Below are 24635 nucleotides of genomic sequence, written 5' to 3'. Positions count from 1 at the left end.
CACGGTTACAAGGGAAAAACCTGGAATAGAGCTCTCATCCAGATCATGTAGAACTATTTGGACTAATCTCTGGTTTAATTATAGTAGCAGTAGTGAACTAATTTTTGGGCCAATCCAAAATCAATAAAAAATACTTTTTTGTAAATGGCAAACTTGGATCACAAGCAAGACCCCAGTTGAATCACGAGGTTGGGGGTTTTCCATAATATTCCACAACACCAGAAACATTATCAGCCCCCAACCATCGTCGAGATGTCCACCGGCCTTCTTCTCAATATAATACGGGTTTCTGGTGATTGGTATTACCATATTGAGTGTCGTAAAAACTAAAGCATACAGGAGATTTGTCAGATAGTCCTCTTAAACAGCGAGCGTTGAAACCTCTGGTTCACAAAAAGGTGGGAAATAATGGAAAGGATGAGGTCTTTCCAATACCCACTTTCCCGATAATTACCAACGTGGACTCACCTTTTCAGAGAGCGATCAAATATCCCGATTATACTATATATTTACATCAAACCATTCAAGAAACCAGAACCGAAATTCACGGATCACCTTTCTAAAAAATGTGAGCCATAGATAGTACCCATTCTACCCCACCAAATTTTTACCAAAAGTATACGCTTCCTCTATCAAACCCAGATTTTTTGCCACACTTTTTGGCCCGGTCATACCTGCTGCAACAAGCAATGGGATCATAACCGATTCATGAACCGGATCAAACTCACCCTGGAAAATAAGGTTTAATATCCCCCTCAATGGCGTAAACGCTTCAATATAATGTGAATATTCCAGTGGAGCATTCTGGGTAATAAGTAAAGCAGCTTTTTTCCGGTGCTCAATTATAGTCTGCAACGTCCCTTCAGCAGATACCGTTGAATACAGGTATAAACGGTCGATGATGGGCTTAAGATGACCGGAAATTCCGCCCATGTAATTTGGAGATGCAAAAACAATAACATCAGACCCGGCGATAAGATCATATATCCCCTGCATATCATCGTCTTTTATACACTGTCCGGTTTGTTTACATACATCGCAGTTTGTGCAGGCACGAACTTCCAGGTCAGATGCACAGATGATAGTTGTTTCAGCACCATGTGCAGCGGCTCCTTGTAGAACATGATGTAACAGTGTTGCAGTATTGCCTTGCGGGCGTGGACTGCCCAGGATTCCCAAAACCTTCATGAGGCTGGCACCTCATCAGGAAGTAATGCTTTTTGCCCCCGGACCGGATCAGAGTATTCACGGAAGAAGATAATTCTCCCATCATCCCTGACCTTAATAATACAGATATAATCCTGGTTGTACTCTTTTTTTGTAGACGAGATAAAGAACCGAAGAGAGATCTCAACTACCCCAACCAGAGGATCAGAGGACAGATAAGTTACAAAGGGGTTTTCCTCACGTAGTTCAAATAAAGGTGCAATATTTTTGTAATATGCATAAATAGCATCTTTGCCTTCCAGTCGCCGGGGAAACGGATCCGGGGAATACGGAAATTCCACCACGGCATCATCGGCCCAGATATCCATCCATGTATCGATTGATCCGCCTTTTACTACAGACAAGTACTTCTGTGCAGCAAGTATTACAAGTGACTGATTGTTTTCCATATAAGAAACGCTCCTTTTTGAAAACGTGGCATGTACAGAATAGAATAAGAAGATATTTTTAGTTAAAGTACAGACGAACAATCAGGAAAGATACTAACAAAAAGGAGAGTGATTATGTGAAAGACGGGCCTATTGATCCTTTGATCTGCCCCATGTCGTATACAGTTTCCATAGTCGGGGGAAAATGGCAGTGGGTAATACTCTGGTTATTACAAAACGAAAAAGTACAGCGATATGGACAGATAAAAAAACGACTTCCGACAATATCTGATAAAATCTTAAGTCAGCAGTTACATGCCCTGGAAAGTGAGGATCTCATTCATCGTGAAGAATTCCCGGGAATTCCACCACGGGTCGAATATACTCTGACAGAAAAAGGAATGACTCTGGTCCCAATCCTGGAGATGATGGCTGCATGGGGATCTGAACACAGACCAAAGATATGATCAGAAGTGTCATCGGAAATAAGAACTAAACCAGATCTAACTCTTACTTCCGTGACGAGAGGTAAAAACCTACCTGAAAACAAAAACAGATATACTCATAAACCAAGATTATCAAAATGGGAATTGAACATACCCAATCATATTCAGGAAACCAAGTAACGGTATAATATATGGGTACAACTCTTACCGCAATAGAATTACGTGGAACAGTTAATGAAAGACACCAGTTACAACTGGATGACATTATTCCTATTTCAGGTCCAAAAAGAGTACGTGTAATTGTCCTTTATTCATCAGATAATGAGTGCGACGAACATGAATGGCTCCAGGCCGGAGCACAGAACCCGGCTTTTGATTACCTTCATGATCCTGAAGAAGACATATATTCAGTTCATGACGGGAAGCCAATAAATAATAAAAAATAAAGTTGTGCTGGTCCCATTTCCCTTTGATGATCTTTCAGGTAAAAAAGTCAGCCGGCAGTGTGTCTGACAAATGAGATCGGTCCATACGAACATGTCATACTTGCATTTATTACCAGCAGGATTCCAGACACTCTTCTTGAAACAGATATAATCATTGAATCAATTGATCCGGCATTTCGTCTTGCTGGTATAAGGGTATCATCCACTCTTCAATTACACCGGTTGATGACTATTTCAAAATCCATGCTTCTGCGTGAACTCGGTGTTTTATCTCCGGAATTGGTCCGGAAGGTTCATGAGCGACTCTTTAAATTGTTTGAACTCGAAAACTCAAACTAACCGTTTTGGTTCTGTTCACCACAAACACGTCGTTAAATATTTGACCTATCAAAATTACTGGTTGACTAAACGCCTGGACGAGAACCTGAACAAACACTTAACCCCGGACTCTATTCAGGAAATGAGGGTCACCAAAGATCTGAATACTGGCTAAAAACGAACAAGAAGGTACGAAGAAAGCCGTGAATTAAACCAGATCTAACCCCTACCTCCAGTGACAAGTGGCAGGAAGATCTCATCTACTATCTCATTGAGGGTCGCTTCAGATAGGGGTTCATGACGGGTGAAAACCTCTAATATCATGAGATCCATAGGCAAAGAAATAATACGGGGTGTAATTTTTTCAAGGTGAATATCTCCCCGGTCTTGTGCATGTTGCAATATAATCTTCATTGCTATGTTTATTCTGCTATTCCCTCTTGTTTGTAACATCGAGGGAATCGATGAAATCTTCTCTTTGTCTAATAAATCAACGAGTAGCCCATGAATGGTTTCAGCACCGATTATCTGCAGGGGCTCTGCAACGCTTCTGAGAAGAATCAAAACATCAGTACGAAGATCGCCGGAATCAGGAACCTCTTTATGAGACTCAGGGAGAAACTTTTTCATTGCAGCCATGATGAGTCTGCCTTTATTTGGCCAGCGGCGGTACAATACCGCCTTGTTTGTTTGTACCCTGGTGGCAATCCCTTCCATCGTCAGGTGCCCATATCCCACTGTGAAAAGTTCTTCCCAGGCAGCCAGAAGTATCGCATCTTCTAGAACTGTCCCCCGGCGCCGGGTTCCTCTTTGGACCTCCGCATTATCATCCGCAGGAGGATGCTCTGAAGATAGCCCTTTTTTTTCTTTACCCATTGAGATTGTCTGCCCTAAATTGAACGATTGAAATATCTGAACATTTTGCATATTCCTGTTTTTCTGAAAATGTATTTATAATTAAGGAACTAATCGTTTCTTATAATAAGGTACTTTGCGTTTCTTATATTGAGGCGTAAAAAACATGAATACAGAACTAAAAAAAATTGCAACAAAGTCCAAAGAAAAAATCGATCCAGCGGTACTGAAAATCGCAGTTATCCTCCTGGTTGGCGGCCTGGCTCCACTATTTGATACAACAATGGTAAACGTTGCCATCAATACATTAACTGCAAGCTTACACACGACGGTGGCTGATATTCAGTGGATGATCACCGGGTACATGCTTGCAATGAGTATGACTATCCCGGTATCAGGCTGGGCAGTGAGTAACTTTGGCGGCAAACGGATGTGGCTGTTTTCGCTTGGGGTATTCCTGGCTGGATCAATATTGTCAGCATTATCCTGGGATGTTACCAGCCTGATCATGTTTAGAATTCTCCAGGGAATAGGTGCCGGTCTGATTGTTCCCATTCTCATGACACTGACCGCACAAGCAGCCGGGGGACATAACCTTGGTCAGATCATGTCACTTATGGGCCTGCCAGCCTTGTTTGCCCCGATCTTTGGACCAGTACTGGGTGGGATTATTATTCATATTCTGAACTGGCACTGGATTTTTTTTATCAATATCCCAATTTGCATAGCAGCAATTGTTTTTGCCTGGCGGGAACTACCCGAGGATGAGATTTCAGACAGTCATCAGACTCTCGATATAATGGGAATTCTTCTGCTTTCTCCAGCTCTTGCACTTCTTGTGTATGCGATTTCCCGGGTAAGTTCCAGAGTAAACCTATTTGATGAGATAATCCTCATTCCATTAACTGCCAGCCTGATTCTTCTGGGAGGATTCATCATCCACATTGCTATGAAAAAAGAGGGATCGTTACTGGATATCAGTTTGTTCAAGTCTCATACCTTTTCAGCCTCGTGTATTTTGCTATTCGCTGTAGGAGCCATATCTGCCGGAATGATGTTTATTTTACCATTGTATTTCCAGCAGGTCAGGGGAGCAGATGTCCTCTATGCCGGACTCTGGCTTATCCCGGAAGGGCTCGGAATGTTGCTGACACGGAGTTGGATCGGAAGGCTGACAGATCGTATAAATTCACGGATACTTGTCCAGGCCAGTTTGGTTGTTATCATAATCGGGACAGTACCATTCTCATTTGCCGGTCCTGATACAAATCCTCTCTTCATTGCACTGGCATTGTTTGTCGATGGAATCGGACTTGGTGGAGTGTTAATCCCTGTAATGGTATCTTCGTTTCGTGGTCTTTCCATGGAACAAATACCACATGCAAGCAGTGCAACACGTATTTTCCAGTTGATCGGAGGAGCCTTCGGTTCTGCTGTAATAGCGGTTGTTATCCAGCAACAACTTCTAATCCATGGGACATCCGGGATTTCCGAGATTACGAAAGCATATTCCGGTGCATTCTGGTGGCTGACGGGTGTGGCTATGATAGCAATTCTCTCATCTTTCACTCTCCCCCTGATAGCAGAGGAGAGCCCAAACCTGTCTGGCGAAATAGGGCTGGCACATTGAAAAAAGTTATGATAAAAACAGAAACCCTAACACAAGTATGGACGCCAATTTCCTCCATATTTTTCAGCCAGAAAAAATCTGAACGATTTTAAAATTGTTGGAAATTGGAGAATAAGATCCGGATTGGGCATCTTATTGACGGTGAACGGTATGGGATGCCAGCTTTAGTATCAAAGAGGTATATCCTCACATAATCGATGCAATAATTTCAAGACAACAAAAACCTCAAAGGTATAGGATCAAAATGGACCCATTCATGCTTCTTCGTCAGTCCCAACCGGATCTTCAGGAAAAATTCGGTGTTATGAAGATCGGCATCTTCGGTTCATTTGCCCGTGGTGAAGAACAGCCAGGCAGCGATGTGGACGTCCTTGTGACATTCCAGCAGGGAAAAAAGACATTCGATAATTTCATGGGGACAAAATTCTATCTTGAAGACCTTTTCAAGCGTAAGGTTGACCTTGTAACCGATGCTGCACTTAAACCACTCATACGCGATCCTATCCTGAAAGATGTAATCTATGTCTAGGTCACAGTTACTCTAAAAATAGATTCGGTTCACCGTAATGTTCCTAAATACCCTGATAACCCGGAACGTTGAATGAGTAATATGCACCGGGTTGATACCCTGGAGGAAGTGAAAGAAATTATCAATCTTCATCGACCTTCACTTCAGGAGAAATATCATATCTCAAAAATCGCTATTTTCGGCTCTGCTGCAAATAATACACTCAATGAACAGAGTGATATTGACATTCTCGTAGAATTCAATAAGGCTATAGGTTTTTTCAATCTGGTCCATTTACAGGATGAATTACGTACAATGCTGGGAAGGAATGTAGATCTCACAACACCCGGGGCTCTTCATCCCCTGCTTCGTAGTTCCATTATGCAGGATCTCGTATATGTCTAAACCCCGCACAGGCGAAATGTACATCAATGACATCCTTAAAGCCATAGAGAAAATTGAGTCATATCTCTCCTATGATTCATATGAGGATTTTTTAAAAGACCAAAAAACTCAGGATGCAGTACTTAGAAATTTAGAGATCATCGGGGAAGCGTCCAGAAGGATTGATCCAGAAACACAGCAAAAAATGCCAGATATTGACTGGAGTGGAATGATTGGAATGAGAAACTTCCTCTGTCATCAGTATTTCAAAACTGATTGGCAGATTGTTTGGGAGACCTGCCATCACGATATCCAAAATCTCAAAGAACAATTTTACAGGCACGGATTTCACTAAGCGCTCAAAGTAATTTTATCCGGGCAATTTTGAATCAGAAAAAACCAATAACAAGGTCGTCTTCCACCGGGTAAAAAAGAAGAGAAGTGCCTACTCACTCATCCCGGAGAATCGTCGGGAACAACCCCATCATATCCCTGACAACACGCTTCAAGTTCTCTCCTGATCTCCTCCACTCCCGCAACAAACCCGGACTCGGTTTCGATGATTCCCCTGACATCAGGCTCGCACTCAAGCATTTCTGACTCGTACGGCAGGTAAAACATCCCGGAAAAAAGATCTACCGTGTCCCCAAGAATCGAATACACCTTTTTGATATCACGTTCAGATCTCACCCGGTTAATTACAAGGTACCTTCTCTTGATATCAAGATCCTGTGCAAGTTGTACCGCCTTTTTCACGACCTGCACTGCATTAAACGTCGGATCTGTCACAAGTAATGCCTGGCCGAATCCCCGGGCCAGGGCTCTTCCGAAATGCTCAACACCGGCCTGGGTGTCCAGTAATATCACTTCACCTTCCCGGAGATTGATATACCTGATCACCGAGTCAAGAAGAGTATTCTCTGGGCAGAGACAGCCTGCAGCTGCCTGGACAACCGTTCCCATCACCAGGATATTCATATCACCGGGCCCTTTCATCCCAAACCGCTCGACAACGTCAGAGACATCGGGATTGAGTGACATCATCAGACCCCAGCCACTGCCGGGTCTGGCTCCGGTCTTCTCCTCAATGTAATCCAGATTGCCGGTGATCGGAACAATTTCCTCACTTACAGGAACACCGAGAGCATACGGGAGATTCATCTGGGGATCCTCGTCAACAGCAAGCGTTGAAAATCCCTGCTTCACAAAAAGATGAGAAAGAATGGCAGTTATCGTAGTCTTGCCTACACCTCCTTTCCCTGTGATCACAACCCTGAATCACAATTCTCTATAATTGATTTATAGCAGCGAGATAGAGGATTAACAGAGAAAAAACATGTACACCTTCACAAACCAATTTATTTCCAGTCAGAAAAACCTGGAATTTTTGAAAGCTAATATGATGGGCCCTAATGCTATGCGAGTAGCAGAGGAGTTAGCCTCATCCCTACCCGTCAGGGAGAATATGTGCATCCTTGACCTTGGTTGTGGATGTGGTCTTTCCACGCTCTTCCTGACACAAAAGTTCGGTGCAAAAACTTTCGCCGCTGACTTGTGGATTTCACCGACTGAAAACTATGAGCGGTTCAAATCTATCAAGATTGATGAAAAAGCCGTTCCGATTTCAGTAGATGCGACGAAAGGACTGCCCTTCGCAAACAGATATTTTGATCTGTTGTTTTCAGTGGACGCATACCATTATTTCGGCGATACTGCTGAAATGCTCCCATCACTCATGCCTTTTGTGAAAAAGGACGGCTATATTGCCGTGGCTATTCCCGGCTTAAAATACGAATTCGGGAATAATGTTCCGGATGATATGCAGCCATTTTGGAATTGCGAGATGGAAAGAACCCTGCACTCTCTTGACTGGTGGAAAGATTTGTGGGAGAGGGTTGAAGGCATTGAGATTGTGAACAGCCGTGAAATGGCCTGTTGTAACCTGGCGTGGAAAGAATGGCTGACCGGTTATCATCCTGTTGTGGCTGAGGATGTCAAAATGATGGAGGCGGAAGGCGGAAAATACTTTAATCTCATTCAGCTGATTGCCAAAGTCATTTGAACGGTAACCTCATAATAGGAATCACGACACTTGATGGTCAACAAAAACCTCAACGGTACATGAACAAAATGAACCCATTTAAGCTTCTTCGTAAGTCCCTACCAGAATTATAGGAGAAATTCGGGGTTATGAAGATTGGTATCTTCGGTTCATTCGCTCATGTGGAGGAACAACCTGACAGCGATGTAGATGTTTTAATCATATTCCAACAAGGAAAAAAGACATTTGATAATTTTATGGGGACTAAATTCTATCTTAAAGCCCTTTTCAAGCGTAAGGTTGACCTCGTCATCGATGTTGCACTCAAATCACTCATCCGTGATTCTATCTTGAATGACGTTGTTTAAGAACGCGAGCCTGTCGATATCTCCTGGGATGATACATGGAGGTGGATCAGAAAGAGAACTTTAATGCTCTGTCGACATCGCATATAAACAAATAATTATAATGGTAAACATCAAAGTATTTACGCATGTTCCTTCCAATGAACGATAAACAGTTCAGTTTCTGGAAGATGCGCCGCAGTGGTATGTCGAACATCTCCATCGCAAACCTCATTGGGATAACCAGGCAGGGTGTTTCACAGGCCCTCCTCATAATGGATGAAAAGATCGATGCATCGTTACGTGAGATGGCCCATGCTAATCGAATTCAGGTTGAAAAGATCGATGTGAAGCGGGGGATCCTGTTCGGAAGATCCATCCCGTTCCAGACGGGTGCTTTCATCTTGATATCAGAAAAGCACGGCATGCAGGTATGGTACGAGCATGACGGTGATTGTATTTCCTGCGACGAGTTCACAAAATGCATTGAGTTCATCTGGGATTTCGCAGCAGAACTTGGAATAAAACTTGAAAAGACACAGGACCCGACAAAGATGGCGGAGGAACTGCTCGTAAAGGTCTGGGAGGATCAAGGATGACCGGTATATCCGAAACTGTTGAACATTGGTTTGGCTTTTGCCGGAAATCACCAGCAGAACATACCCTGCAGAGAGGTATCGATATTCGGCCGGATTCTACCCATGTGGGACCACCGCGTAGCGGTGGCGATGGATCGAGAACAATTCGGGGGCTCGGACTAGCCCTCTCAGGGATGAAGACTTTGGGCCAGAACCGGCAGCTTCTCTGGTTTACCTTCCTTTCCGGGCTTGTATTGATGGGAAATATTATAGGCCAGGGGGTACTTAGCTACACCACCTGGATCATGCTACCAAATGAAACCGAATGGGTTATCCTGAACTCTATAATCGAACTCGCAACATTGTTCTGTCTGGTATTCCTGCTGACTAGCCTTGTCTTGAGCATTTCGTATAAAAAAGATCATGCATCATTCTTTGAGGGATTTACTAGGGCAAAAAAATACTGGAAAGCAATCTTGTCGTGGTCGCTTGTCCTGACAATCGCAGGCATGCTGCTCTTCAATATTTACTTTTACGCTCCCGACTGGTTGCCGCGTAATCACCTATTTCCCAATATCCTAGGAACCCTTTTTGGATCCATCCTTAACCTTCTTATTGAATTCCCCTTTAACCCGATTTTCACCCCATACATACTTTTCGACTCCTCACGTTATGGGGGGCTCTCTCTGGTATCCTTGATATATCCATCCGGGATCATGCAGGCCGCGATCTTTTCAGAGATCAATCTGCTCCTGTTTATCCTGACTCCCTTTGTTATCCCATTTATCGTTCTAGAGCAGAAGACCATCAGGGAAGCAGTTGTAGGATCCTTTGCCGTGATGAAAAAAACCTGGGATGAGGCAGTAGCCTGTACCGTCTTCCTTGGAGTCGTAACATTTGGTGTGTTCCTTACGTATCCACTCGTTCAAGTTGCATCCACATTAGTCATACCAGATGAGTTTGGCATGATTTGTCAGGAAAATGTATGGATTGCTCTTGCTCTCGTGTATGATATTGCACTGTTCTGTTTTGTGATTGTAATGGCAACAGTTGGGGAGATTGCCTCTCTGGATCTCTACAAATCGGCAAAAATCAGAGAAATTGCCATTGAATCAGCTAACCAGCAGGGGTTGTGATCTGATGTTCCTCATTTCCAGAATCGCCAATCTATGGTTGGGATTGTGCCGGAAACCACCGATAGTTCATTCTATGCAGGCAGGTAGCGATATCCTGCCGGAACCTGCCTGTGCAGGGCAGTCTGAGGGAGGTAGCAGCAGATCGGGATCTATCCGCTAGGGAATCGGATCTGCCCTTTCAGGGATGAAAACTTTGAACCAGAACCGGCAGCTCCTCTGGTTTACCTTCCTTTCTGGGCTAGTACTAACGGGAAACACCATCGGCGAGGGGGTGTTTTACTTCCTTGACAGGATCATGCAACTGGATATATTCGTATCGCATACCCAAGACTTTTTACTTGTGTTTATGACTCTGTTCTGCCGGGTATACTTGCAGGGGGGGGCCTTGTCTTGAGCACCTCATCAAAGAAAGAGGGTAAAACATCGTTCTATGAAGAGCTTAAACAGGTGAAAAAAATCCAGAACACCATCTTATTATGGTCCCTAATTCTGGCACCCACAGGTATGCTATTATTTTACATTTAGTTTTTTTTTTGCCGCCGAATCTTCAGTTCCTCAATATATTAAGGTCTTATTCTTTCATTACCAGCACGATTACCCAGTTCCCCTTCTACTGGACGCTCGATTGGAATATGTTTACCGAGGTTCCGGGTTATGAAGGACGATCACCGTTGATATGGATATATCCATATGGGTTCATGAATACCCTATCTATTTCGGTGATTAATCTGTTTCTGTTCATCCTGACCCCGTTTGTCGTGCCCCATATCGTACTCGAGCAAAAAACCCTCATAGAGGCAGTTGTGAGATCGTTTGGCATGATGAAAAAGATCTGGACTGAGGTAGTTGCCTGTGTCATCTTTCTTGGAATTCTCGTATTCGGTGTGTTCCTTACATACTTGCTCATCCAGACTGCATTCGGGATGGTATCTCCATATGAGACAGTCACTCATCCCACTCACATTTGGATTGCTCTTGGTTTCCTTTACGATCTCGCATTTTTAACCTTTGCCTTTGTCGTGGCAACAATAGGGGGGATCGCTACGCTGGATCTCTACACATCTACAAAGAGCGTGCAGATGCCCGGATCCCCAGAACCAGAACCTCATTCATAACTTTTTATCCGTCCACTCCTGGAAAAAATGTTGGTGAAATGATCCACACAAAGGATAAAGGAAAATGTTTTATGTTGTAAAGATCACCATATTTACATATGAAACCACACTGCAACAACCCTTTTAGGTTTCGTAATGTGATCCTGCTGGTCCTATTATCAGGAGCGGCAGTTCTGTTGATATCCCCCGCCTTTGCGGGCACGGGAGTTACTATTTCAGCAGACGGTAATCAATCTTATTATTTGGGAGAAAAAGTGGTATTAAGAGGTCAGAATACTGATTCAAACACAACATACCTATTCCTAACCGGCCCCAATCGTCAGGATAAGGGGGTTAAACTCACATCACCCGACAACGCTGTGGTCAGCGGAAACCCGGACTCATTCACAGAAGTGAAAACAAAACCGGATAAAACCTGGGAATACTCCATTTATACAGCGAATCTCCCATTTGATGCCGGATCGTATAGTATTTATGCCGAAAGTCAGCCAAACGCAAAAGATCAGTTGGGCCCCGAAGCTTCCCAGATTAATTTGATCATCAAAAAACCCTACATCATGGCAGATATCTCTCCTTTGTCAGTAAATGGGCAGCTCTTTACGGTCAACGGCACTGCAATAGGTATCCCCCCTGCGGTCCAGATATGGATTTTAGGTGATAACTACGTGTTTAATACCACGATTCCGGTAAATCCTGATGCTTCCTTTACCTTTAATGCCGATGCAACGGTATCAGAGAAAATTCCAAAAGGACAAAATTATCTGATTGTGCAACACCCGATGGCGGATAACCAGTTCGATCTCGTTATCAGTGGTGATTATGTCCACAACCTGAAACTTAACAATAGCACAATTCTCTTCAAACTCATCGGTCCGGGAAGCCTGCAGGGTAGTAATGCAGCAAACGCACTCATCTCTGCTTTCCACGACGGCATGGCAAATGATCCCACCTTAATCGATGACACATTTGCCATAATCCCTTTCACGGTCGGTGATTTGAGAAGGTAAACAAATCCTGAACAACTGTAATGATCGCTCCTATCCAGCAGATATGGCAGGTACCGACCTGGTCCTGAATGAAGTAAGAAATAATTTGCATTATGCCAAAAAATTTATACATAATGCGCAACAATTTGATCGTGTGGTACTATGGAAATCAACAGACTTCGAATCAACCGTGTCATCATGATCTGCATGGTGGCCTGTGTCATCATCATCGGTCTGGTGAACGGAAACCCGGGAGGAAAATCGTTCCTCACCGTGGATCCGGTACCGGAAAAAACCGTCGGTGATCTCGTGATCCTCTCAGGAACAACTAATCTGGCAGAGGAGACCAATCTCTTAATCCAGATCCAGAATGGCGGGTATAACACGGGTGCGAAGGTGATCAGGGGAGCAGGCGGCGTCAACCGCTGGTCAGTTCCGATCGATACCTCTGGTATCAAACCAGGTGAGTACATCGTGAAGGTGACAGAGAGGAAAGAACAAACCGGGGATAGTCCAAAACTGGTACTGGGTGAGACCGCCAACACCACGAAACTTCTCCTGACAGGGACGTATCTCGGATCAGACACTCCGGTAACGACAGAAATCCCGGAAAATGCCTTCATTAACTTGGATCCTGTCAGCATGAAAAACCGGGGGGATCAGTTTCTGGTTACCGGGAAGACGAACCTCCCAGTCGGTACCGATATCATCTGGGAGGTAAATCCTGCCAACCTGGAAGAGATGATCGGACCTGCCACCGGGAGCATGGCCAACTCGCAGGTGACGAAAGGGCCCGATGATAACCGCGTAACGTATGCCCTTGACACGGTTCAACTCCTCCCGGGAGAGTACAATGTGACCGCATCGACGTTCAAGGGAGAGGTTTATGCCGATGACATGGTCAAGGGCCCTGTTTCCAGCTCGGGAGTGATATTTACCCTGAAATAATCACCCTATTACCCGTTTTCAGACCGGGAGGGATTAATACCGATCATCACATCCGGGTGACGAGCCTGGTGGCATAATGGGGTCTTTCCCCCCCAATAAAATGGGAGTGTACCCTTTTCGGTCTTCATTAAAGGTCCCTACTGCAGAAACGAGATCTGAAAAAAAATCTTTCATCAGACACAAAAAAAATACTTTGAGATGATATGAAAAAAAATTACCTCACCGGTGCCGGGATAATCTCTGCATTTATCCTCGTTGCCATGTTTGTCACTGTGTTTTTTATCAAGTCCCCTCTTCTGTTCCTTTTCCCGGTGATCACCGTTGATCCTATCACGAATAGCAGCGTGGATGGGAACAATAATCTTGTCATGACCGGGAAGACAAACCTGGGAGGAACTTCCACCATCCAATCGTACGTATATCCGGTCCATGGTTCTCTGTCGCCGGAAAACGGGACTGAAAAACCGATATCCAATAACGATGTATGGATCGTCGGGGATTCTGACGGCTGGGATATATGGAAAGGAACAATTAACCTCACCCCGCTGGAACCCGGTGAATACCGGATCCTGTTCAAAACAATCCGGTTCGATGTGGAGCATAAAAAACTTGTTGAAAGCGATCCGGTTACGACCTTCAGGTTCACGCTCGGTAATGACTCTTGCACCGGGGATTGCATCAGGAAAAAAGAGGTGGTACAGGTACCTTATATCAGGATCAACCCGGTCCGCAAAAACCAGAAAGAGATGGAAATTTCCGGGATCACCAGTCTTGCACCCGGTACTCCCCTTGCCTGGAGAATGGCTGAAAGAAAGGGGAAGGATAATGCTTCTCCTGTCCTGTACGAGGGAAACTGCACGACGGTCCCGGGGATAGAAGGAGTGAACCGCTGGATGTTTCAGCCAGGAATTTCTGTAAACGGGACAGGACCGTACCGGATCACGGTTTCAGGTGAAAGGAAAGCGAGGAACGACCAGATGGAAAAAGTGTCAGGAAGCCTGGAATCCGGTTCTCCGGGCGATGGCATCGCGGCGGGCCCCCGTACAGAAACGATTCCCGGGTTCGTGAACAATACATCTGATCTCCTGACCATCGATGCCATACCGGAGATGAGGACTGACGAGGTGCATGTGATCTCCGGCACAACCAGCCTTCCCCCGGGGGAGGTTCTCTGCGTTGAGATCTCTCCCCCCAACCTGGAATTTACCCTAAATTTTACGTTTAATCCAAAGGAAAAGACACAGGGGGGCATACTCTCCGGAGAAGCAGGGTGCATAGGTGTGGAAAAAGGCAACGGAAAGGAGAACCTTTGGGCATTCAATATGCAGACTTACTCGCTGCTTCCGGGAAGGTATGAGGTACATGTCAGCAACTCAGGATTCGACCACGAATTACTCAGGGAAATTCCGGGAACCGCTTCCTGTTCAGGAGAGTTCACGGTCCGGGAGGGATCAGGATGAAGTATCAGGTATTTCTCATCATATCTGCGGCTGTGGCCTGCCTGGTGGCATCATTGATCGGATGGTCGATGGCTACCGGTTATCTCATCATCCCGGTTATCGCCATCCCCCTCGGAGTCATCATCGTATTTGCATGCCGGCAACATGTGGATATCGTTCTCGGGGACGACCGGGTGAGGGAGATCCGTTCTCTTGCTGCACTCAGGACACTGGAGATTTTTGTCATTCTCGGTGCTATCGGTGCAGTAATCCTCTACTCCTTCCTCATCAGCGATCCCCTCTCTCCGACGATCAACGGGAGATATCATCCCAACGGTGATGGGACGAGGTCCATGGAAATTACGATGTATGAACCCGGATTCCCGGGAAATCATGAACATGTCATACGCTCAACGACAATACCCAATATCGATGCGATGAATGAGACCGAAGCAATTCAATACTGCGGGTTCAGACGGGAGAGTTTCCTTGACAATGAGAGGAAGGGTCTCGTCGGAATTACCCTCGCCTGTGGAATCATCTCCCTGCTGGCCCTCTTCGGAGTATTTAATCTCTATTACAGCAGAAAATTCTGAACAACAGGCGTACATGAAAAACAGGATAAAAGTGCTCAGGGCTGAACGTGATATGACACAGGAAACACTTGCCCAGTTGATAGGAGTGACCCGCAACACCATTATCTCTATTGAAAAAGACAGGTACTGTCCCTCGATGAAGATCGGGTTTCGTATCGCACGGATTTTCGGGGTAGGCATTGAAGACGTCTTTACCTACGAAGAGGAGAAGGACGGTCCTGCCGGCGACGGGGAGTAACCGCTCCGGTCCGTTTTTCCACGCCGTAATGCCGATTCTAATGGTCAGGAATCCCATTCCTCCTCCGGGGATTTCATCTCTCCTTCTTCTTCAAAACAGAAGAGCTCTTCAATGGTAATGCCGAAAATTTTTGCCATTCTGTATGCAATATCGACAGATGGATTATATTTCCCCCGCTCTATGGTATTCACAGTCTTCCTGGTTACTCCGATCAACCGGGCAAGTTCTTCCTGGGTAAGGGCATGTATTGCCCGGTAGATCCTGATCTTATTCTTCATTCAATGTTAATCCTCGAATTTTCTGCCATAATGCCGGGAAAAAATGGCGAAAAATCCGGCAAGAAGAATAGTGACCGAACCACAGCCAACCCCGAAGAACAAGGGTGCCTCCCTGACCCGTACCCCTTTCATGAACATCTGTTCCAGTGAAAAAAGTTCATCACTGGTTATGTTCTGGGGATCCGATATCTGCACCTTCTCCGAGAATATCTCATTCCCTGGGGGATAGAACTGGGAAAACCCGATTGATATCATCCCATCGTCTCTGGTCCCCATCCCTGTACCCCATCCTCCGGAGAAGTAAAAAGTCAGGGCAGCTGCAAAAATAACCGACGTGATGATGATCGTCAATCCGAGAGAGGTTCTTGCCGCCCTCCCACTGATCTCATCTGAGAGTGCGTCGGTCATCACTTCCCCGATCTGACGGTATGCAACGGATACAGCCAGGATAGCAGAGACAACTATCATTGTGATGAGCAGTGGATTTCCTGATACGATTCCAAAACCAAGCACCAGAATCAGTGCAACGCTGATCCCGGTGAGGATTAGATTGTAATCTCTTCTCCGGATCTGTTTCATGTACCATACATGACTCTTTTGGAGTAAATAGTTTCTCATTATGTAACTTTATTGTAACTTTTGATAGCATAGTTCATCCTGCAAATCCTTATGTTGTCTCGTCAGTCACCGTTCCTGCCTTCTGGCTCTCCTCATTTTGTCATGAAAACCCATTCAATGTAGTACCGGGTTTTTCTTGACAGAAGTAGAGTGATTACGTGAAAGCCGGGCCTATTGATCTTTTGATCTGCCCCATGTCGTATACGGTTTCCATTGTCGGTGGAAAATGGCAGTGGGTAATACTCTGGTTACTACAAAAGCAAAAGGTACAGCGATATGGACAGATAAAAAAACGACTTCCGACAATATCTGATAAAATCTTAAGTCAGCAATTACATGCCCTGGAAATTGAAAATATAATTCATCGTGAAGAATTCCCGGGAATACCACCACGGGTTGAATATACTCTGACAGAAAAAGGAAAAACCTTGGTCCCAATCCTGGAGATGATGGCTGCATGGGGATCTGAACACAGACCAAAGATATGATTAGAAATTATGAGGAGAGATAAGAATCAAAACCCTTTTCGATTGATCACTACTATTACCTTCGGTTCTCCAAGTGATCTTATTCCAATTACATCTCTGTTTCAACTTCAATAGCCAGGTAACCAGAACAGAAATATGTGCTTCATCGATGCAATAATTTCAAGACAACAAAAACCTCAAAGGTATAGGATCAAAATGGACCCATTCATGCTTCTTCGTCAGTCGCAACCGGATCTTCAGGAAAAATTCGGTGTTATGAAGATCGGCATCTTCGGTTCATTTGCCCGTGGGGAAGAGCAACCGGACAGTGATGTGGATGTCCTGGTTACATTCCAGCAAGGTAAAAAAACATTTGATAATTTTATGGGGACAAAATTCTATCTTGAAGATCTCTTTAAACGTAAGGTTGATCTCGTCACCGATGCTGCCCTTAAACCACTCATCCGTGATCCAATTCTGAAAGATGTAATCTATGTCTAGGTCACAGTTACTCTATCTCACCGATATTGCAGATGCGATAAAAAATATTCAATTGTATATCAAGAACCTTACATTTGAAGAATTTACCGATGATCAGATGCGGATAGATGCTGTAATACGTAATTTTGAGATTATCGGGGAAGCAGTGAAAAACCTGAGTGATAATATCAAGACGACTTACCCGAAAATAGACTGGAAAGCGGTGTCAGGATTCCGGGATGTTTTGATTCATGGATATTTTGGAATAGATATGGATATCCTATGGGATATTATCGTTCATAAAGTGCCGGAGTTACAGGACGAGATAACCAGAATCATCGCCCAAGAATGTGATAAAAAGAAAGAGAGTTCATAGTGATTAGTGGTAAACAAGAAGAAATACACCTCTGTCATCAATAATTAATCTTACTCAAATCCATCAGAAAAGAGAGATTCATTCATCCTGGAGAATCATCGGGAACAACCCCATCATATCCCTGACAACACGCTTCAAGTTCTCTCCTGATCTCCTCCACTCCCGCAACAAACCCGGACTCGGTTCCGATGATTCCCCTGACATCAGGCTCGCACTCAAGCATCTCTGACTCGTACGGCAGGTAAAACATCCCGGAAAAAAGATCTACCGTATCCCCAAGAATCGAATACACCTTTTTGATATCACGTTCAGATCTCACCCGGTTAATTACAAGGTACCTTCTCTTGATATCAAGATCCTGTGCAAGCTGTACCGCCTTTTTCACGACCTGCACTGCATTAAACGTCGGATCTGTCACAAGTAATGCCTGGCCGAATCCCCGGGCCAGGGCTCTTCCGAAATGCTCAACCCCGGCCTGAGTGTCCAGTAATATCACTTCACCTTCCCGGAGATTGATATACCTGATTACCGAGTCAAGAAGAGTATTCTCTGGGCAGAGACAGCCTGCAGCTGCCTGGACAACCGTTCCCATCACCAGGATATTCATATCACCGGGCCCTTTCATCCCAAACCGCTCGACAACGTCAGAGACATCGGGATTGAGTGACATCATCAGACCCCAGCCGCTGCCGGGCCGGGCTCCGGTCTTCTCCTCAATGTAATCCAGGTTCCCGGTAATCGGAACAATTTCCTCACTTGTTGGAACACCAAGAGCATAGGGGAGATTCATCTGAGGATCCTCGTCAACAGCAAGCGTTGAAAATCCCTGCTTCACAAAAAGATGAGAAAGAATGGCAGTTATCGTAGTCTTGCCTACACCTCCTTTCCCTGTGATCACAACCCGAAAACCATTCTCACCAGACCTGGCTTTTCGCTGCAGTTCTCCTGCTGTTTCATAAATCCGGGTTTTCCGGTCAGAATCATCCATGATAAACTGATCCCTGGAAGGTTGATTTGAAGACACTCTTTGCGATCTCTTTAGCCCTGCAAGCAGGGCAGAGAGTTTTCAGTTCATCGATGATCCCGGGATCGGGAATGCTCTGAATCTCTTCAAGCATTGCTTTTGGTACGAAATACTGCCCACAGTCCGGGCATTCCTGAAGTTTGATCCTTGTTCCTGACCATGATTTCATAACCCTGGTATCACCCTGATCCTCGATCTCAATTGCATGAGTGGGACAGACTTTTGCACAGGTTCCACAGCCTAGACAAGCAGGATTCTCATCAAAGAACGGGGTGTTCACAACCGTTGAAGGACCCCGGTTGATAAATCCGATAGCACTCCCGCCCATGATCTCATCGCAGACCCGGACACACAATCCACAGAGAATACATTTTCCCCCGAGCGGATCGTCATGTACAATCTTTTTGAGAAAACGCGTCTTTGTGACCCCATATCGTGCAGCCATTTTTTTGATGACATCAGACTTTGGAGCTTGTGAAAGGTAAAGCTCAAACAGTGTTGACCGGTATTTGACGATCTCGGGCGTGTCGGTCATGATCTCTAACCCTTCTTTCGCCCGCATTGTGCAGGCAGTCATCATCGTCCGCTTTCCGCATGTGACATGGTCAACCATGCAGAGCCGGCATGCACCATAGGGATCGAGTGACTCTTCATAGCAGAGATGCGGAATATCAATGCCATTTCGCATCGCAACCGAGAGCATCGTCTCCCCTTCCTCTGCCCGGTACTGACTTTTATTGATGGTGACCGTCACCATCTTTGGCCCTTCAGTCATGTCCCCTCCGAAATCAGGGCCTCATACTCTTCTCTGAAGTATTTCAACGTTGTAAGAACCGGATTTGGTGCAGTCTGCCCGAGACCACAAAGTGAGGTTGCCTGTATGGTATCAGAAAGAGACTCCAGCATCTCAAGATCAGCAGCAGTTCCCTTCCCTGCCATGACCTTGTTTAAGATCAGCAGTGTATGTTTGAGCCCTTCACGGCAGGGAACACACTTCCCACATGACTCGCTGGTGGCAAAATTGATGAAATACCGGGCGATATCAACCATGTTGGTATCCTCGTCCATCACAACGATACCACCGGAACCCATCATAGACCCAGCCTCGTTCAGGTGCTCAAAGTCAACCGGTGTATCAAAGAGCCGGGCAGGGATACATCCGCCTGACGGTCCACCGGTCTGCACAGCCTTGACCGACTTTCCCCCGGCTCCACCATTTCCGATCTCTGACACGATGGTGTCAAGCGTTGTCCCAAGTGGAACCTCGACCATCCCGACATTCTCTACCTTGCCGACAAGAGAGAAAACCTTGGTTCCGGTGTTGCCCTTCGCACCGATTCCCCGGTACCACTCTGCACCACGGGTAAGAATCACCGGAACATTGCAAAAGGTCTCCACGTTGTTGAGATCGGTCGGCCTCCCCCAGATTCCTTTATCAGTGAGCCGGGGAGGACGTGGACGTGGTCGTCCGGTCTTACCCTCAATAGAGGCAGCAAGGGCGGTTGATTCACCGCAGACAAATGCACCGGCACCGGTTGCAAGCTGAATATCACACGAAAACCCAGTCCCGAGAATGTTTTCGCCAACAAGTCCATACTCACGTGCCTGATCTATTGCTTTCCTGAGCCTCTCGATGGCAAGCGGGTACTCGGCTCTGATATAGATAAGGGCATCAGATGTCCCGATAGCATATGCACCGATGAGCAGCCCCTCAATAAGCATGTGAGGATCGCTTTCCATCTCGTTCCGGTTCATGTACGCACCGGGATCACCCTCGTCTGCATTGCAGACAATATACTTGAGATGACCTTTTGCTTCCCGTGTGATCTCCCATTTCAGACCTGCGGGAAATCCTGCACCACCACGGCCCCGGAGATCTGACTGTTTCACGATATCAATAACTTCTTCAGGGGTCCGGGAAGAGACTGCAGAGACAAAGGCCTGGTACCCGCCGACTGCGATGTACTCGTCGATATCTTCAGGATTGATGAACCCGGCATCGCGAAGGATCACCTTTGTCTGTCTGCTAAAGAACGGGATATCGTGATAATCAGGAATCTGTTCAAATCCGGTTCCGTAGATTATTGTTCTGGTGATATGATCCCATGATGAAACCTTGCAGAGTACTTTCTCATCAGGAACGCCCCCTTTGAGCACGGCATTTACAATCGCTTCTGCATCATTCTCGGAGACCTGGTGCAGGATTACGAGCGGTTTTCCCGGGATCGTGATATTTACAATCGGTTCCTCCTTACAGAACCCGATGCATCCGACCCGGACAAGAGCAATATTATAGCCTCCTGATGAGATGATCTCCTTGAGCCGTGCAAAAAGTCTCTCACCGCCTACAGCAATCCCACACGTGGAAAGACCGACTGCGATCCTCGGACGGTTTAGCAGTTTTGAAAGCCCAATTTCCCTGACCTTTGAGAGATCTTCGGGAGTCTCTATCGGTCCGACAAAGCCGGTCATCTCGCATCACTCCTGTTCTCCGACTGGCTGATCCCGGTTCCCTTCCACCCGTAACGAGAAAGGATATCAGGGATCTTCTCGGGTGTTACATATCCGTAGAGATCGCCATCAACATGGAGCACCGGAGCCATACTACAGGCTCCAAAACATCGGGCAATTTCAACGGTGAACATATTATCCTGCGTGGTCTGCGAATATTTTCCGTCCTTACTCTCCCCTGAAAGTTGAAGGAGCGACTGCAGAGTTTCAAGGATCTTCTCTGCTCCCCTGACATGACATGGGGTTCCCATGCAGACCGTGATCATATGTTCTCCAACCGGGTGCAGGCTGAAGAATGAATAAAAGGTGACCAGACTGTACAGTCGTGAAACAGGTTCATTCAGTTCAACAGAAACCCGGTTGAGCAGTTCCCGGGGAATATAGCCTTCCTGTATCTGGATATCCCGCAGTATCCCGAGTGTTCTTCCCGAAGGGGAATGATACCGTGAGATAATCTCATGAAATGTTGTGTCATTCATGGTCTGACCAAAAAGGAATGAGATCAGATGCCAAGGGCTGCACGCTTACGGTTGATCTCTTCTTCAAGAAGATCAGCAGCCTTCACCGGATCGGGCTCGACTGCAAACGCTGAGTTCGTTATTCCCTTGAGGCCTTCAGCAAGGAGATTCAGTACATTCTTACTCCCAAAGATCTTGGGTGGAATCCCGAGAACTGTGTATACACCTGACGCAACAAAGTACGTCCCGATAGGCAGAGCCTTCTGTGAGTACCACTCGGGTGCTGCTCCACCAAGTGGAAGATCACCAATCGAAACGCCGAGTTCTTTTGCAACCATCGAGGCCATGACAAGGATCCGCGAGTTGTCAACACATGATCCCATGTGGAGCACCGGCGGAATACCAAGAAGATTGCATACAGCCTTGAGTCTGGAACCGGCATTATCTGCAGCTTCAGGCAGGAGAAGCCCTGCCTTCCCACAGGCTATCGCTGCACATCCGGTCTCCACAACAAGGATATTACGCTTAATCAGTTCTTTTGCAAGGGTTACATGCCCATAATCCTGCTTGATCCTCGGATGATTACATCCGACAATACCAACAACACCTTTGATCTGGCCGGCAACGATGGCATCAATCAGCGGTTTGTATGTTCCGCCAAGTGCTTTTCTGATCTCCTCTTCCGAGAAACCGGCCATTACTTTCATTGGTTTTCCCGGGATTCTCACGCGGTCAAGGTTCCGGTTCGGATAGTTATCGATGGCCAGCCTGATGATCTCCTTTGCAGTTGAAAGAGCAGTCTCTGCACTGAACTCCATATACTGCGTTCCCGGGATCTTTGCCTTCCTGCTGGTGGTAACAACTTTTGTATGGTAGCATCCCGCTGTTGCCGGAATCGAGGGGAAGATACACTGGTAATCAACCACCATCGCTTCGACGGCTCCGGTAGCAATCGCAAGTTCCTGGTCGAGAACATTCCCTGCAATCGGGATTCCACTACGCATCAAAAGTTCGTTGCCGGTACAACACATTCCAACGAGGTTGATCCCTTTAGCTCCTTTCTCAATTGCATACTTTTTCAGTTCCGGGTCCTCGACTGCCTGAACGATCATCTCTGACAGGAGAGGATTGTGACCGTGAAGGACAACATTCACCTTGTCTGTGCTTAGTGTTCCAAGGTTTGCCCAGGAGGTCAGAGGCTTTGGAGTGCCAAAGAGAATGTCAGAACAATCGGTGGCAATCATCGATCCTCCCCAGCCATCTGCAAGGGCGGTTCGCATTGCATGAAGGAGAATATTTATGAAGTCTGCATCTACCCCCATGTGGACACGATGCATAGCTTCCACGATCTCCCGGTCAATTCCCCGTGGAGTAATGCCAAACTCTGTCCAGATCGCTTTTGTCTTATCCGGAGCTCGTTCTGCCATCTGAATAAAGCCCTTAACACTCCCAAACTCTGCGAGCATTCCAAGGGCGAGATCTTTTGCAATATCCTCTTTTGATCTCCCGGCAGTCCCGATTCCGTACTCTTCAGCGACCCGTTTCAGTTTTTCTTCGTCGCAGATCCGGTAGCCTTCAGATTTCCCCTCTGCTGTCTCAAGCAGAACCTCAACAACTTCCCTGCCATGGTCTGAGTGTGCAGCTGCACCGACCGAGAGATCATCGAGCAGGTTTCTGGAGACAATAGTGTCGACATTCGCTCCACAAACTCCGTGTGATGGTTTTCCTCCATATGGATCGATCCGACACGGCCCCATCGCACAATTATTACAGCAGACACCGAGTTGTCCGAACCCACACTGTGGCTGCTGGAGGGCGAACCGTTCCCATGCAGTCTCAATGCCGTCTTCTATTGCCTTTCCGATGATCTCCTGGTCGGTTGTATCCAGTGCCCGCTTCTCTGCTTCCTGTTTAATATCTGACGAACTGAACATAATCTTCTCTCCCTGAAATCCTCAAAGATTGGCAATAGTCTCCATAACTGCTTTATATGCCCGAATATTATCCGGCATTGCCGGTCCCTGTATGTCCGAACCCTGTGACCTGATGAGCCTCATGGTCAGGTCAGCCCTTGTCTCTTTAATGAGATCGTTCACGTCACCAAACTCAAGGGCTCCGGTTTTACATGCCTCTGCACATGCCGGGATCCGGTTTTCTGATAACCGTCCAATACAATTGTCGCACTTTGCATTGACCTCCCGATCACTCTCCAGCTGCCTGACCTGCTGAAACGTGATGATCCCGAACGGACATGCCATAGCACAGACACTACACTGAATACACCGGGTATATGATACCAGAACTGAACCGGTCGCCTCGTCCCGGCTCAATGCACGTGTCGGACAGACTTGCATACAGGGAGCAGGGTCACAATGCCTGCACCGGTTGGGAAACGAGAGATAATTATCCACGGATTCGACGTGAATGCGCGGATGGGATGGTTTTTCCTCGGTAAAAACCTGGAATAAGTCCTTACTCTCCGAGTGTTCGACAGCACAGGCAATTTCACAATGCCTGCATCCGACACACCTATCCTGCCGTACAAAGACGGTCTTCATAAAATCTCATCACCTCTCCTTACATTTTTTAAACTGAACAAAATCCTGCTAATAAAATACAGAGTAATGACCGAGTGTTCACATTCAGTACATATCTATATTGTGATCTACGGACTGGCGATAATTCAGAAGAAAATTTCCTTATGTAGTGGATGATTTAACCGGGTTCCAAAAAACCGGAAACTGCTACTGAATTGAAGTCTGTGGATCATGTTCCAACAAAAAGTAATGACAAAGAAAATGATCTGATTAGTTTTCATGA

Annotated in this window: 31 protein-coding genes and 1 pseudogene; 20 read left to right on the top strand and 12 right to left on the bottom strand. The window is 46.1% G+C overall.

The window, feature by feature from the left end; all coding sequences use genetic code 11:
* Positions 1-591: 591 nt before the first annotated feature.
* Together DK846_RS12735 and DK846_RS12730 are read right to left on the bottom strand one after the other, a co-directional pair.
* Complete coding sequence (locus tag DK846_RS12735) at positions 592-1188, bottom strand: flavodoxin family protein (RefSeq protein ID WP_109969323.1); 597 nt, start codon at positions 1186-1188, stop codon at positions 592-594.
* Complete coding sequence (locus tag DK846_RS12730) at positions 1185-1616, bottom strand: nuclear transport factor 2 family protein (RefSeq protein WP_109969322.1); 432 nt, start codon at positions 1614-1616, stop codon at positions 1185-1187. The genes DK846_RS12735 and DK846_RS12730 overlap by 4 nt, the downstream gene beginning before the upstream one ends.
* A gap of 116 nt (positions 1617-1732) precedes the next feature.
* On the opposite strand from DK846_RS12730, the gene DK846_RS12725 reads away from it, so the two are divergent.
* The 3 genes from DK846_RS12725 (at position 1733) to DK846_RS12715 (ending at position 2826) form a co-directional block, all read left to right on the top strand.
* Positions 1733-2062, top strand: coding sequence for a winged helix-turn-helix transcriptional regulator (locus DK846_RS12725; protein ID WP_109969321.1), 330 nt, complete (start codon positions 1733-1735; stop codon positions 2060-2062).
* Positions 2063-2232: 170 nt separating this feature from the next.
* Entirely contained in the window at positions 2233-2487 is a 255-nt protein-coding gene (locus DK846_RS12720; RefSeq protein WP_109969320.1) for a vWA domain-containing protein, read from the top strand.
* 57 nt (positions 2488-2544) lie between these two features.
* The gene (locus DK846_RS12715; RefSeq protein WP_219970701.1) at positions 2545-2826 is read left to right on the top strand and encodes a type II toxin-antitoxin system PemK/MazF family toxin; all 282 of its coding nucleotides are present in this window, start codon (positions 2545-2547) and stop codon (positions 2824-2826) included.
* Between the two features lie 198 nt (positions 2827-3024).
* On the opposite strand, the gene DK846_RS12710 is transcribed toward DK846_RS12715, so the two are convergent.
* The gene (locus DK846_RS12710; protein WP_109969357.1) at positions 3025-3681 is read right to left on the bottom strand and encodes a TetR/AcrR family transcriptional regulator; all 657 of its coding nucleotides are present in this window, start codon (positions 3679-3681) and stop codon (positions 3025-3027) included.
* A gap of 145 nt (positions 3682-3826) precedes the next feature.
* On the opposite strand from DK846_RS12710, the gene DK846_RS12705 reads away from it, so the two are divergent.
* The 4 genes from DK846_RS12705 (at position 3827) to DK846_RS12690 (ending at position 6537) form a co-directional block, all read left to right on the top strand.
* The gene (locus DK846_RS12705) at positions 3827-5290 is read left to right on the top strand and encodes an MDR family MFS transporter (protein WP_109969319.1); all 1464 of its coding nucleotides are present in this window, start codon (positions 3827-3829) and stop codon (positions 5288-5290) included.
* A 244-nt stretch (positions 5291-5534) separates the two neighbouring features.
* Positions 5535-5819 (top strand): nucleotidyltransferase family protein, encoded by a 285-nt coding sequence (locus DK846_RS12700; RefSeq protein ID WP_109969318.1) that lies wholly within the window; start codon positions 5535-5537, stop codon positions 5817-5819.
* Between the two features lie 72 nt (positions 5820-5891).
* A complete protein-coding gene (locus DK846_RS12695) occupies positions 5892-6203 on the top strand; it encodes a nucleotidyltransferase family protein (protein WP_109969317.1) in 312 nt (103 codons plus the stop codon).
* On the top strand, positions 6196-6537 hold the full coding sequence (locus DK846_RS12690) for a HepT-like ribonuclease domain-containing protein (RefSeq protein WP_109969316.1): 342 nt from the start codon (positions 6196-6198) through the stop codon (positions 6535-6537). Before DK846_RS12695 ends, DK846_RS12690 begins: the two co-directional genes overlap by 8 nt.
* A 98-nt stretch (positions 6538-6635) precedes the next feature.
* Here DK846_RS12690 and DK846_RS12685 read toward each other — a convergent pair whose 3' ends face one another.
* Entirely contained in the window at positions 6636-7451 is an 816-nt protein-coding gene (locus tag DK846_RS12685) for an ATP-binding protein (RefSeq protein WP_109969315.1), read from the bottom strand.
* Positions 7452-7518: 67 nt separating this feature from the next.
* On the opposite strand from DK846_RS12685, the gene DK846_RS12680 reads away from it, so the two are divergent.
* The 10 genes and pseudogenes from DK846_RS12680 (at position 7519) to DK846_RS12630 (ending at position 15603) form a co-directional block, all read left to right on the top strand.
* On the top strand, positions 7519-8244 hold the full coding sequence (locus DK846_RS12680) for an SAM-dependent methyltransferase (RefSeq protein WP_109969314.1): 726 nt from the start codon (positions 7519-7521) through the stop codon (positions 8242-8244).
* A gap of 125 nt (positions 8245-8369) precedes the next feature.
* Positions 8370-8591: pseudogene (locus tag DK846_RS12675) on the top strand (nucleotidyltransferase family protein); the annotation flags it as partial.
* Between the two features lie 125 nt (positions 8592-8716).
* The gene (locus DK846_RS12670; RefSeq protein WP_109969312.1) at positions 8717-9166 is read left to right on the top strand and encodes a hypothetical protein; all 450 of its coding nucleotides are present in this window, start codon (positions 8717-8719) and stop codon (positions 9164-9166) included.
* Positions 9163-10281: a hypothetical protein gene (locus tag DK846_RS12665; RefSeq protein ID WP_109969311.1), complete on the top strand. Its 1119-nt coding sequence runs from the start codon at positions 9163-9165 to the stop codon at positions 10279-10281. Before DK846_RS12670 ends, DK846_RS12665 begins: the two co-directional genes overlap by 4 nt.
* Positions 10282-10979: 698 nt before the next feature.
* Positions 10980-11396, top strand: a complete 417-nt coding sequence (locus tag DK846_RS12655; protein ID WP_146201219.1) for a DUF6159 family protein — start codon at positions 10980-10982, stop codon at positions 11394-11396.
* Between the two features lie 98 nt (positions 11397-11494).
* Positions 11495-12403, top strand: a complete 909-nt coding sequence (locus DK846_RS12650; RefSeq protein ID WP_181391768.1) for a hypothetical protein — start codon at positions 11495-11497, stop codon at positions 12401-12403.
* A gap of 141 nt (positions 12404-12544) precedes the next feature.
* A complete protein-coding gene (locus DK846_RS12645) occupies positions 12545-13330 on the top strand; it encodes a hypothetical protein (protein WP_109969307.1) in 786 nt (261 codons plus the stop codon).
* Positions 13331-13533: 203 nt separating this feature from the next.
* Positions 13534-14790 carry a hypothetical protein gene (locus DK846_RS12640; protein ID WP_109969306.1) on the top strand — a complete coding sequence of 419 codons (1257 nt, stop codon included), beginning with the start codon at positions 13534-13536 and terminating at the stop codon, positions 14788-14790.
* Positions 14787-15365 carry a DUF2178 domain-containing protein gene (locus DK846_RS12635; protein WP_109969305.1) on the top strand — a complete coding sequence of 193 codons (579 nt, stop codon included), beginning with the start codon at positions 14787-14789 and terminating at the stop codon, positions 15363-15365. Before DK846_RS12640 ends, DK846_RS12635 begins: the two co-directional genes overlap by 4 nt.
* Positions 15366-15378: 13 nt before the next feature.
* Positions 15379-15603 carry a helix-turn-helix transcriptional regulator gene (locus DK846_RS12630; protein ID WP_109969304.1) on the top strand — a complete coding sequence of 75 codons (225 nt, stop codon included), beginning with the start codon at positions 15379-15381 and terminating at the stop codon, positions 15601-15603.
* Positions 15604-15647: 44 nt separating this feature from the next.
* Here DK846_RS12630 and DK846_RS12625 read toward each other — a convergent pair whose 3' ends face one another.
* Both DK846_RS12625 and DK846_RS12620 read right to left on the bottom strand, forming a co-directional pair.
* Positions 15648-15881 carry a helix-turn-helix transcriptional regulator gene (locus DK846_RS12625; protein ID WP_109969303.1) on the bottom strand — a complete coding sequence of 78 codons (234 nt, stop codon included), beginning with the start codon at positions 15879-15881 and terminating at the stop codon, positions 15648-15650.
* 6 nt (positions 15882-15887) lie between these two features.
* On the bottom strand, positions 15888-16460 hold the full coding sequence (locus DK846_RS12620) for a DUF2178 domain-containing protein (RefSeq protein WP_181391767.1): 573 nt from the start codon (positions 16458-16460) through the stop codon (positions 15888-15890).
* Between the two features lie 197 nt (positions 16461-16657).
* Between DK846_RS12620 and DK846_RS12615 the strand changes: the two genes are divergently transcribed.
* The 3 genes from DK846_RS12615 (at position 16658) to DK846_RS12605 (ending at position 17822) form a co-directional block, all read left to right on the top strand.
* Positions 16658-16987, top strand: coding sequence for a winged helix-turn-helix transcriptional regulator (locus DK846_RS12615; protein WP_109969301.1), 330 nt, complete (start codon positions 16658-16660; stop codon positions 16985-16987).
* Between the two features lie 195 nt (positions 16988-17182).
* Positions 17183-17467, top strand: coding sequence for a nucleotidyltransferase family protein (locus DK846_RS12610; RefSeq protein WP_109969356.1), 285 nt, complete (start codon positions 17183-17185; stop codon positions 17465-17467).
* Complete coding sequence (locus DK846_RS12605) at positions 17460-17822, top strand: HepT-like ribonuclease domain-containing protein (RefSeq protein WP_109969300.1); 363 nt, start codon at positions 17460-17462, stop codon at positions 17820-17822. Before DK846_RS12610 ends, DK846_RS12605 begins: the two co-directional genes overlap by 8 nt.
* A gap of 82 nt (positions 17823-17904) precedes the next feature.
* On the opposite strand, the gene DK846_RS12600 is transcribed toward DK846_RS12605, so the two are convergent.
* Genes DK846_RS12600 through DK846_RS12575 form a run of 6 tightly spaced genes read right to left on the bottom strand, consistent with a single transcriptional unit; the run spans position 17905 to position 24373 of the window.
* Positions 17905-18810: an ATP-binding protein gene (locus tag DK846_RS12600; RefSeq protein ID WP_109969299.1), complete on the bottom strand. Its 906-nt coding sequence runs from the start codon at positions 18808-18810 to the stop codon at positions 17905-17907.
* Positions 18803-19621 (bottom strand): 2Fe-2S iron-sulfur cluster-binding protein, encoded by an 819-nt coding sequence (locus DK846_RS12595; protein ID WP_109969298.1) that lies wholly within the window; start codon positions 19619-19621, stop codon positions 18803-18805. The genes DK846_RS12600 and DK846_RS12595 overlap by 8 nt, the downstream gene beginning before the upstream one ends.
* Complete coding sequence (locus DK846_RS12590) at positions 19618-21318, bottom strand: (2Fe-2S) ferredoxin domain-containing protein (RefSeq protein ID WP_109969297.1); 1701 nt, start codon at positions 21316-21318, stop codon at positions 19618-19620. Before DK846_RS12590 ends, DK846_RS12595 begins: the two co-directional genes overlap by 4 nt.
* The gene (locus DK846_RS12585) at positions 21315-21836 is read right to left on the bottom strand and encodes an NADH-quinone oxidoreductase subunit NuoE family protein (protein WP_109969296.1); all 522 of its coding nucleotides are present in this window, start codon (positions 21834-21836) and stop codon (positions 21315-21317) included. Before DK846_RS12585 ends, DK846_RS12590 begins: the two co-directional genes overlap by 4 nt.
* A gap of 23 nt (positions 21837-21859) precedes the next feature.
* Entirely contained in the window at positions 21860-23749 is a 1890-nt protein-coding gene (gene cooS, locus DK846_RS12580; RefSeq protein WP_109969295.1) for an anaerobic carbon-monoxide dehydrogenase catalytic subunit, read from the bottom strand.
* A gap of 21 nt (positions 23750-23770) precedes the next feature.
* On the bottom strand, positions 23771-24373 hold the full coding sequence (locus DK846_RS12575; RefSeq protein WP_109969294.1) for a 4Fe-4S dicluster domain-containing protein: 603 nt from the start codon (positions 24371-24373) through the stop codon (positions 23771-23773).
* Positions 24374-24635 lie beyond the last annotated feature (262 nt).

This window comes from Methanospirillum lacunae, from assembly GCF_003173355.1.
GTDB lineage: Archaea > Halobacteriota > Methanomicrobia > Methanomicrobiales > Methanospirillaceae > Methanospirillum > Methanospirillum lacunae.
Note: the sequence above shows the minus strand (reverse complement) of the source record. Positions and strands in the feature narration are given on the sequence as shown.

Coding starts and splice junctions, on each gene's coding strand:
- DK846_RS12665 (WP_109969311.1), top strand. CDS start 9,163: ATGACCGGTATATCCGAAACTGTTGAACATTGGTTTGGCTTTTGCCGG.
- DK846_RS12680 (WP_109969314.1), top strand. CDS start 7,519: ATGTACACCTTCACAAACCAATTTATTTCCAGTCAGAAAAACCTGGAA.
- DK846_RS12735 (WP_109969323.1), bottom strand. CDS start 1,188: ATGAAGGTTTTGGGAATCCTGGGCAGTCCACGCCCGCAAGGCAATACT.
- DK846_RS12720 (WP_109969320.1), top strand. CDS start 2,233: ATGGGTACAACTCTTACCGCAATAGAATTACGTGGAACAGTTAATGAA.
- DK846_RS12625 (WP_109969303.1), bottom strand. CDS start 15,881: ATGAAGAATAAGATCAGGATCTACCGGGCAATACATGCCCTTACCCAG.
- DK846_RS12650 (WP_181391768.1), top strand. CDS start 11,495: ATGAAACCACACTGCAACAACCCTTTTAGGTTTCGTAATGTGATCCTG.
- DK846_RS12635 (WP_109969305.1), top strand. CDS start 14,787: ATGAAGTATCAGGTATTTCTCATCATATCTGCGGCTGTGGCCTGCCTG.
- cooS (WP_109969295.1), bottom strand. CDS start 23,749: ATGTTCAGTTCGTCAGATATTAAACAGGAAGCAGAGAAGCGGGCACTG.
- DK846_RS12600 (WP_109969299.1), bottom strand. CDS start 18,810: ATGGATGATTCTGACCGGAAAACCCGGATTTATGAAACAGCAGGAGAA.
- DK846_RS12605 (WP_109969300.1), top strand. CDS start 17,460: ATGTCTAGGTCACAGTTACTCTATCTCACCGATATTGCAGATGCGATA.
- DK846_RS12710 (WP_109969357.1), bottom strand. CDS start 3,681: ATGGGTAAAGAAAAAAAAGGGCTATCTTCAGAGCATCCTCCTGCGGAT.
- DK846_RS12585 (WP_109969296.1), bottom strand. CDS start 21,836: ATGAATGACACAACATTTCATGAGATTATCTCACGGTATCATTCCCCT.
- DK846_RS12690 (WP_109969316.1), top strand. CDS start 6,196: ATGTCTAAACCCCGCACAGGCGAAATGTACATCAATGACATCCTTAAA.
- DK846_RS12630 (WP_109969304.1), top strand. CDS start 15,379: ATGAAAAACAGGATAAAAGTGCTCAGGGCTGAACGTGATATGACACAG.
- DK846_RS12670 (WP_109969312.1), top strand. CDS start 8,717: ATGTTCCTTCCAATGAACGATAAACAGTTCAGTTTCTGGAAGATGCGC.
- DK846_RS12645 (WP_109969307.1), top strand. CDS start 12,545: ATGGAAATCAACAGACTTCGAATCAACCGTGTCATCATGATCTGCATG.
- DK846_RS12640 (WP_109969306.1), top strand. CDS start 13,534: ATGAAAAAAAATTACCTCACCGGTGCCGGGATAATCTCTGCATTTATC.
- DK846_RS12705 (WP_109969319.1), top strand. CDS start 3,827: ATGAATACAGAACTAAAAAAAATTGCAACAAAGTCCAAAGAAAAAATC.
- DK846_RS12695 (WP_109969317.1), top strand. CDS start 5,892: ATGAGTAATATGCACCGGGTTGATACCCTGGAGGAAGTGAAAGAAATT.
- DK846_RS12700 (WP_109969318.1), top strand. CDS start 5,535: ATGGACCCATTCATGCTTCTTCGTCAGTCCCAACCGGATCTTCAGGAA.
- DK846_RS12595 (WP_109969298.1), bottom strand. CDS start 19,621: ATGACTGAAGGGCCAAAGATGGTGACGGTCACCATCAATAAAAGTCAG.
- DK846_RS12590 (WP_109969297.1), bottom strand. CDS start 21,318: ATGACCGGCTTTGTCGGACCGATAGAGACTCCCGAAGATCTCTCAAAG.
- DK846_RS12620 (WP_181391767.1), bottom strand. CDS start 16,460: ATGAAACAGATCCGGAGAAGAGATTACAATCTAATCCTCACCGGGATC.
- DK846_RS12730 (WP_109969322.1), bottom strand. CDS start 1,616: ATGGAAAACAATCAGTCACTTGTAATACTTGCTGCACAGAAGTACTTG.
- DK846_RS12610 (WP_109969356.1), top strand. CDS start 17,183: ATGGACCCATTCATGCTTCTTCGTCAGTCGCAACCGGATCTTCAGGAA.
- DK846_RS12575 (WP_109969294.1), bottom strand. CDS start 24,373: ATGAAGACCGTCTTTGTACGGCAGGATAGGTGTGTCGGATGCAGGCAT.
- DK846_RS12655 (WP_146201219.1), top strand. CDS start 10,980: ATGAATACCCTATCTATTTCGGTGATTAATCTGTTTCTGTTCATCCTG.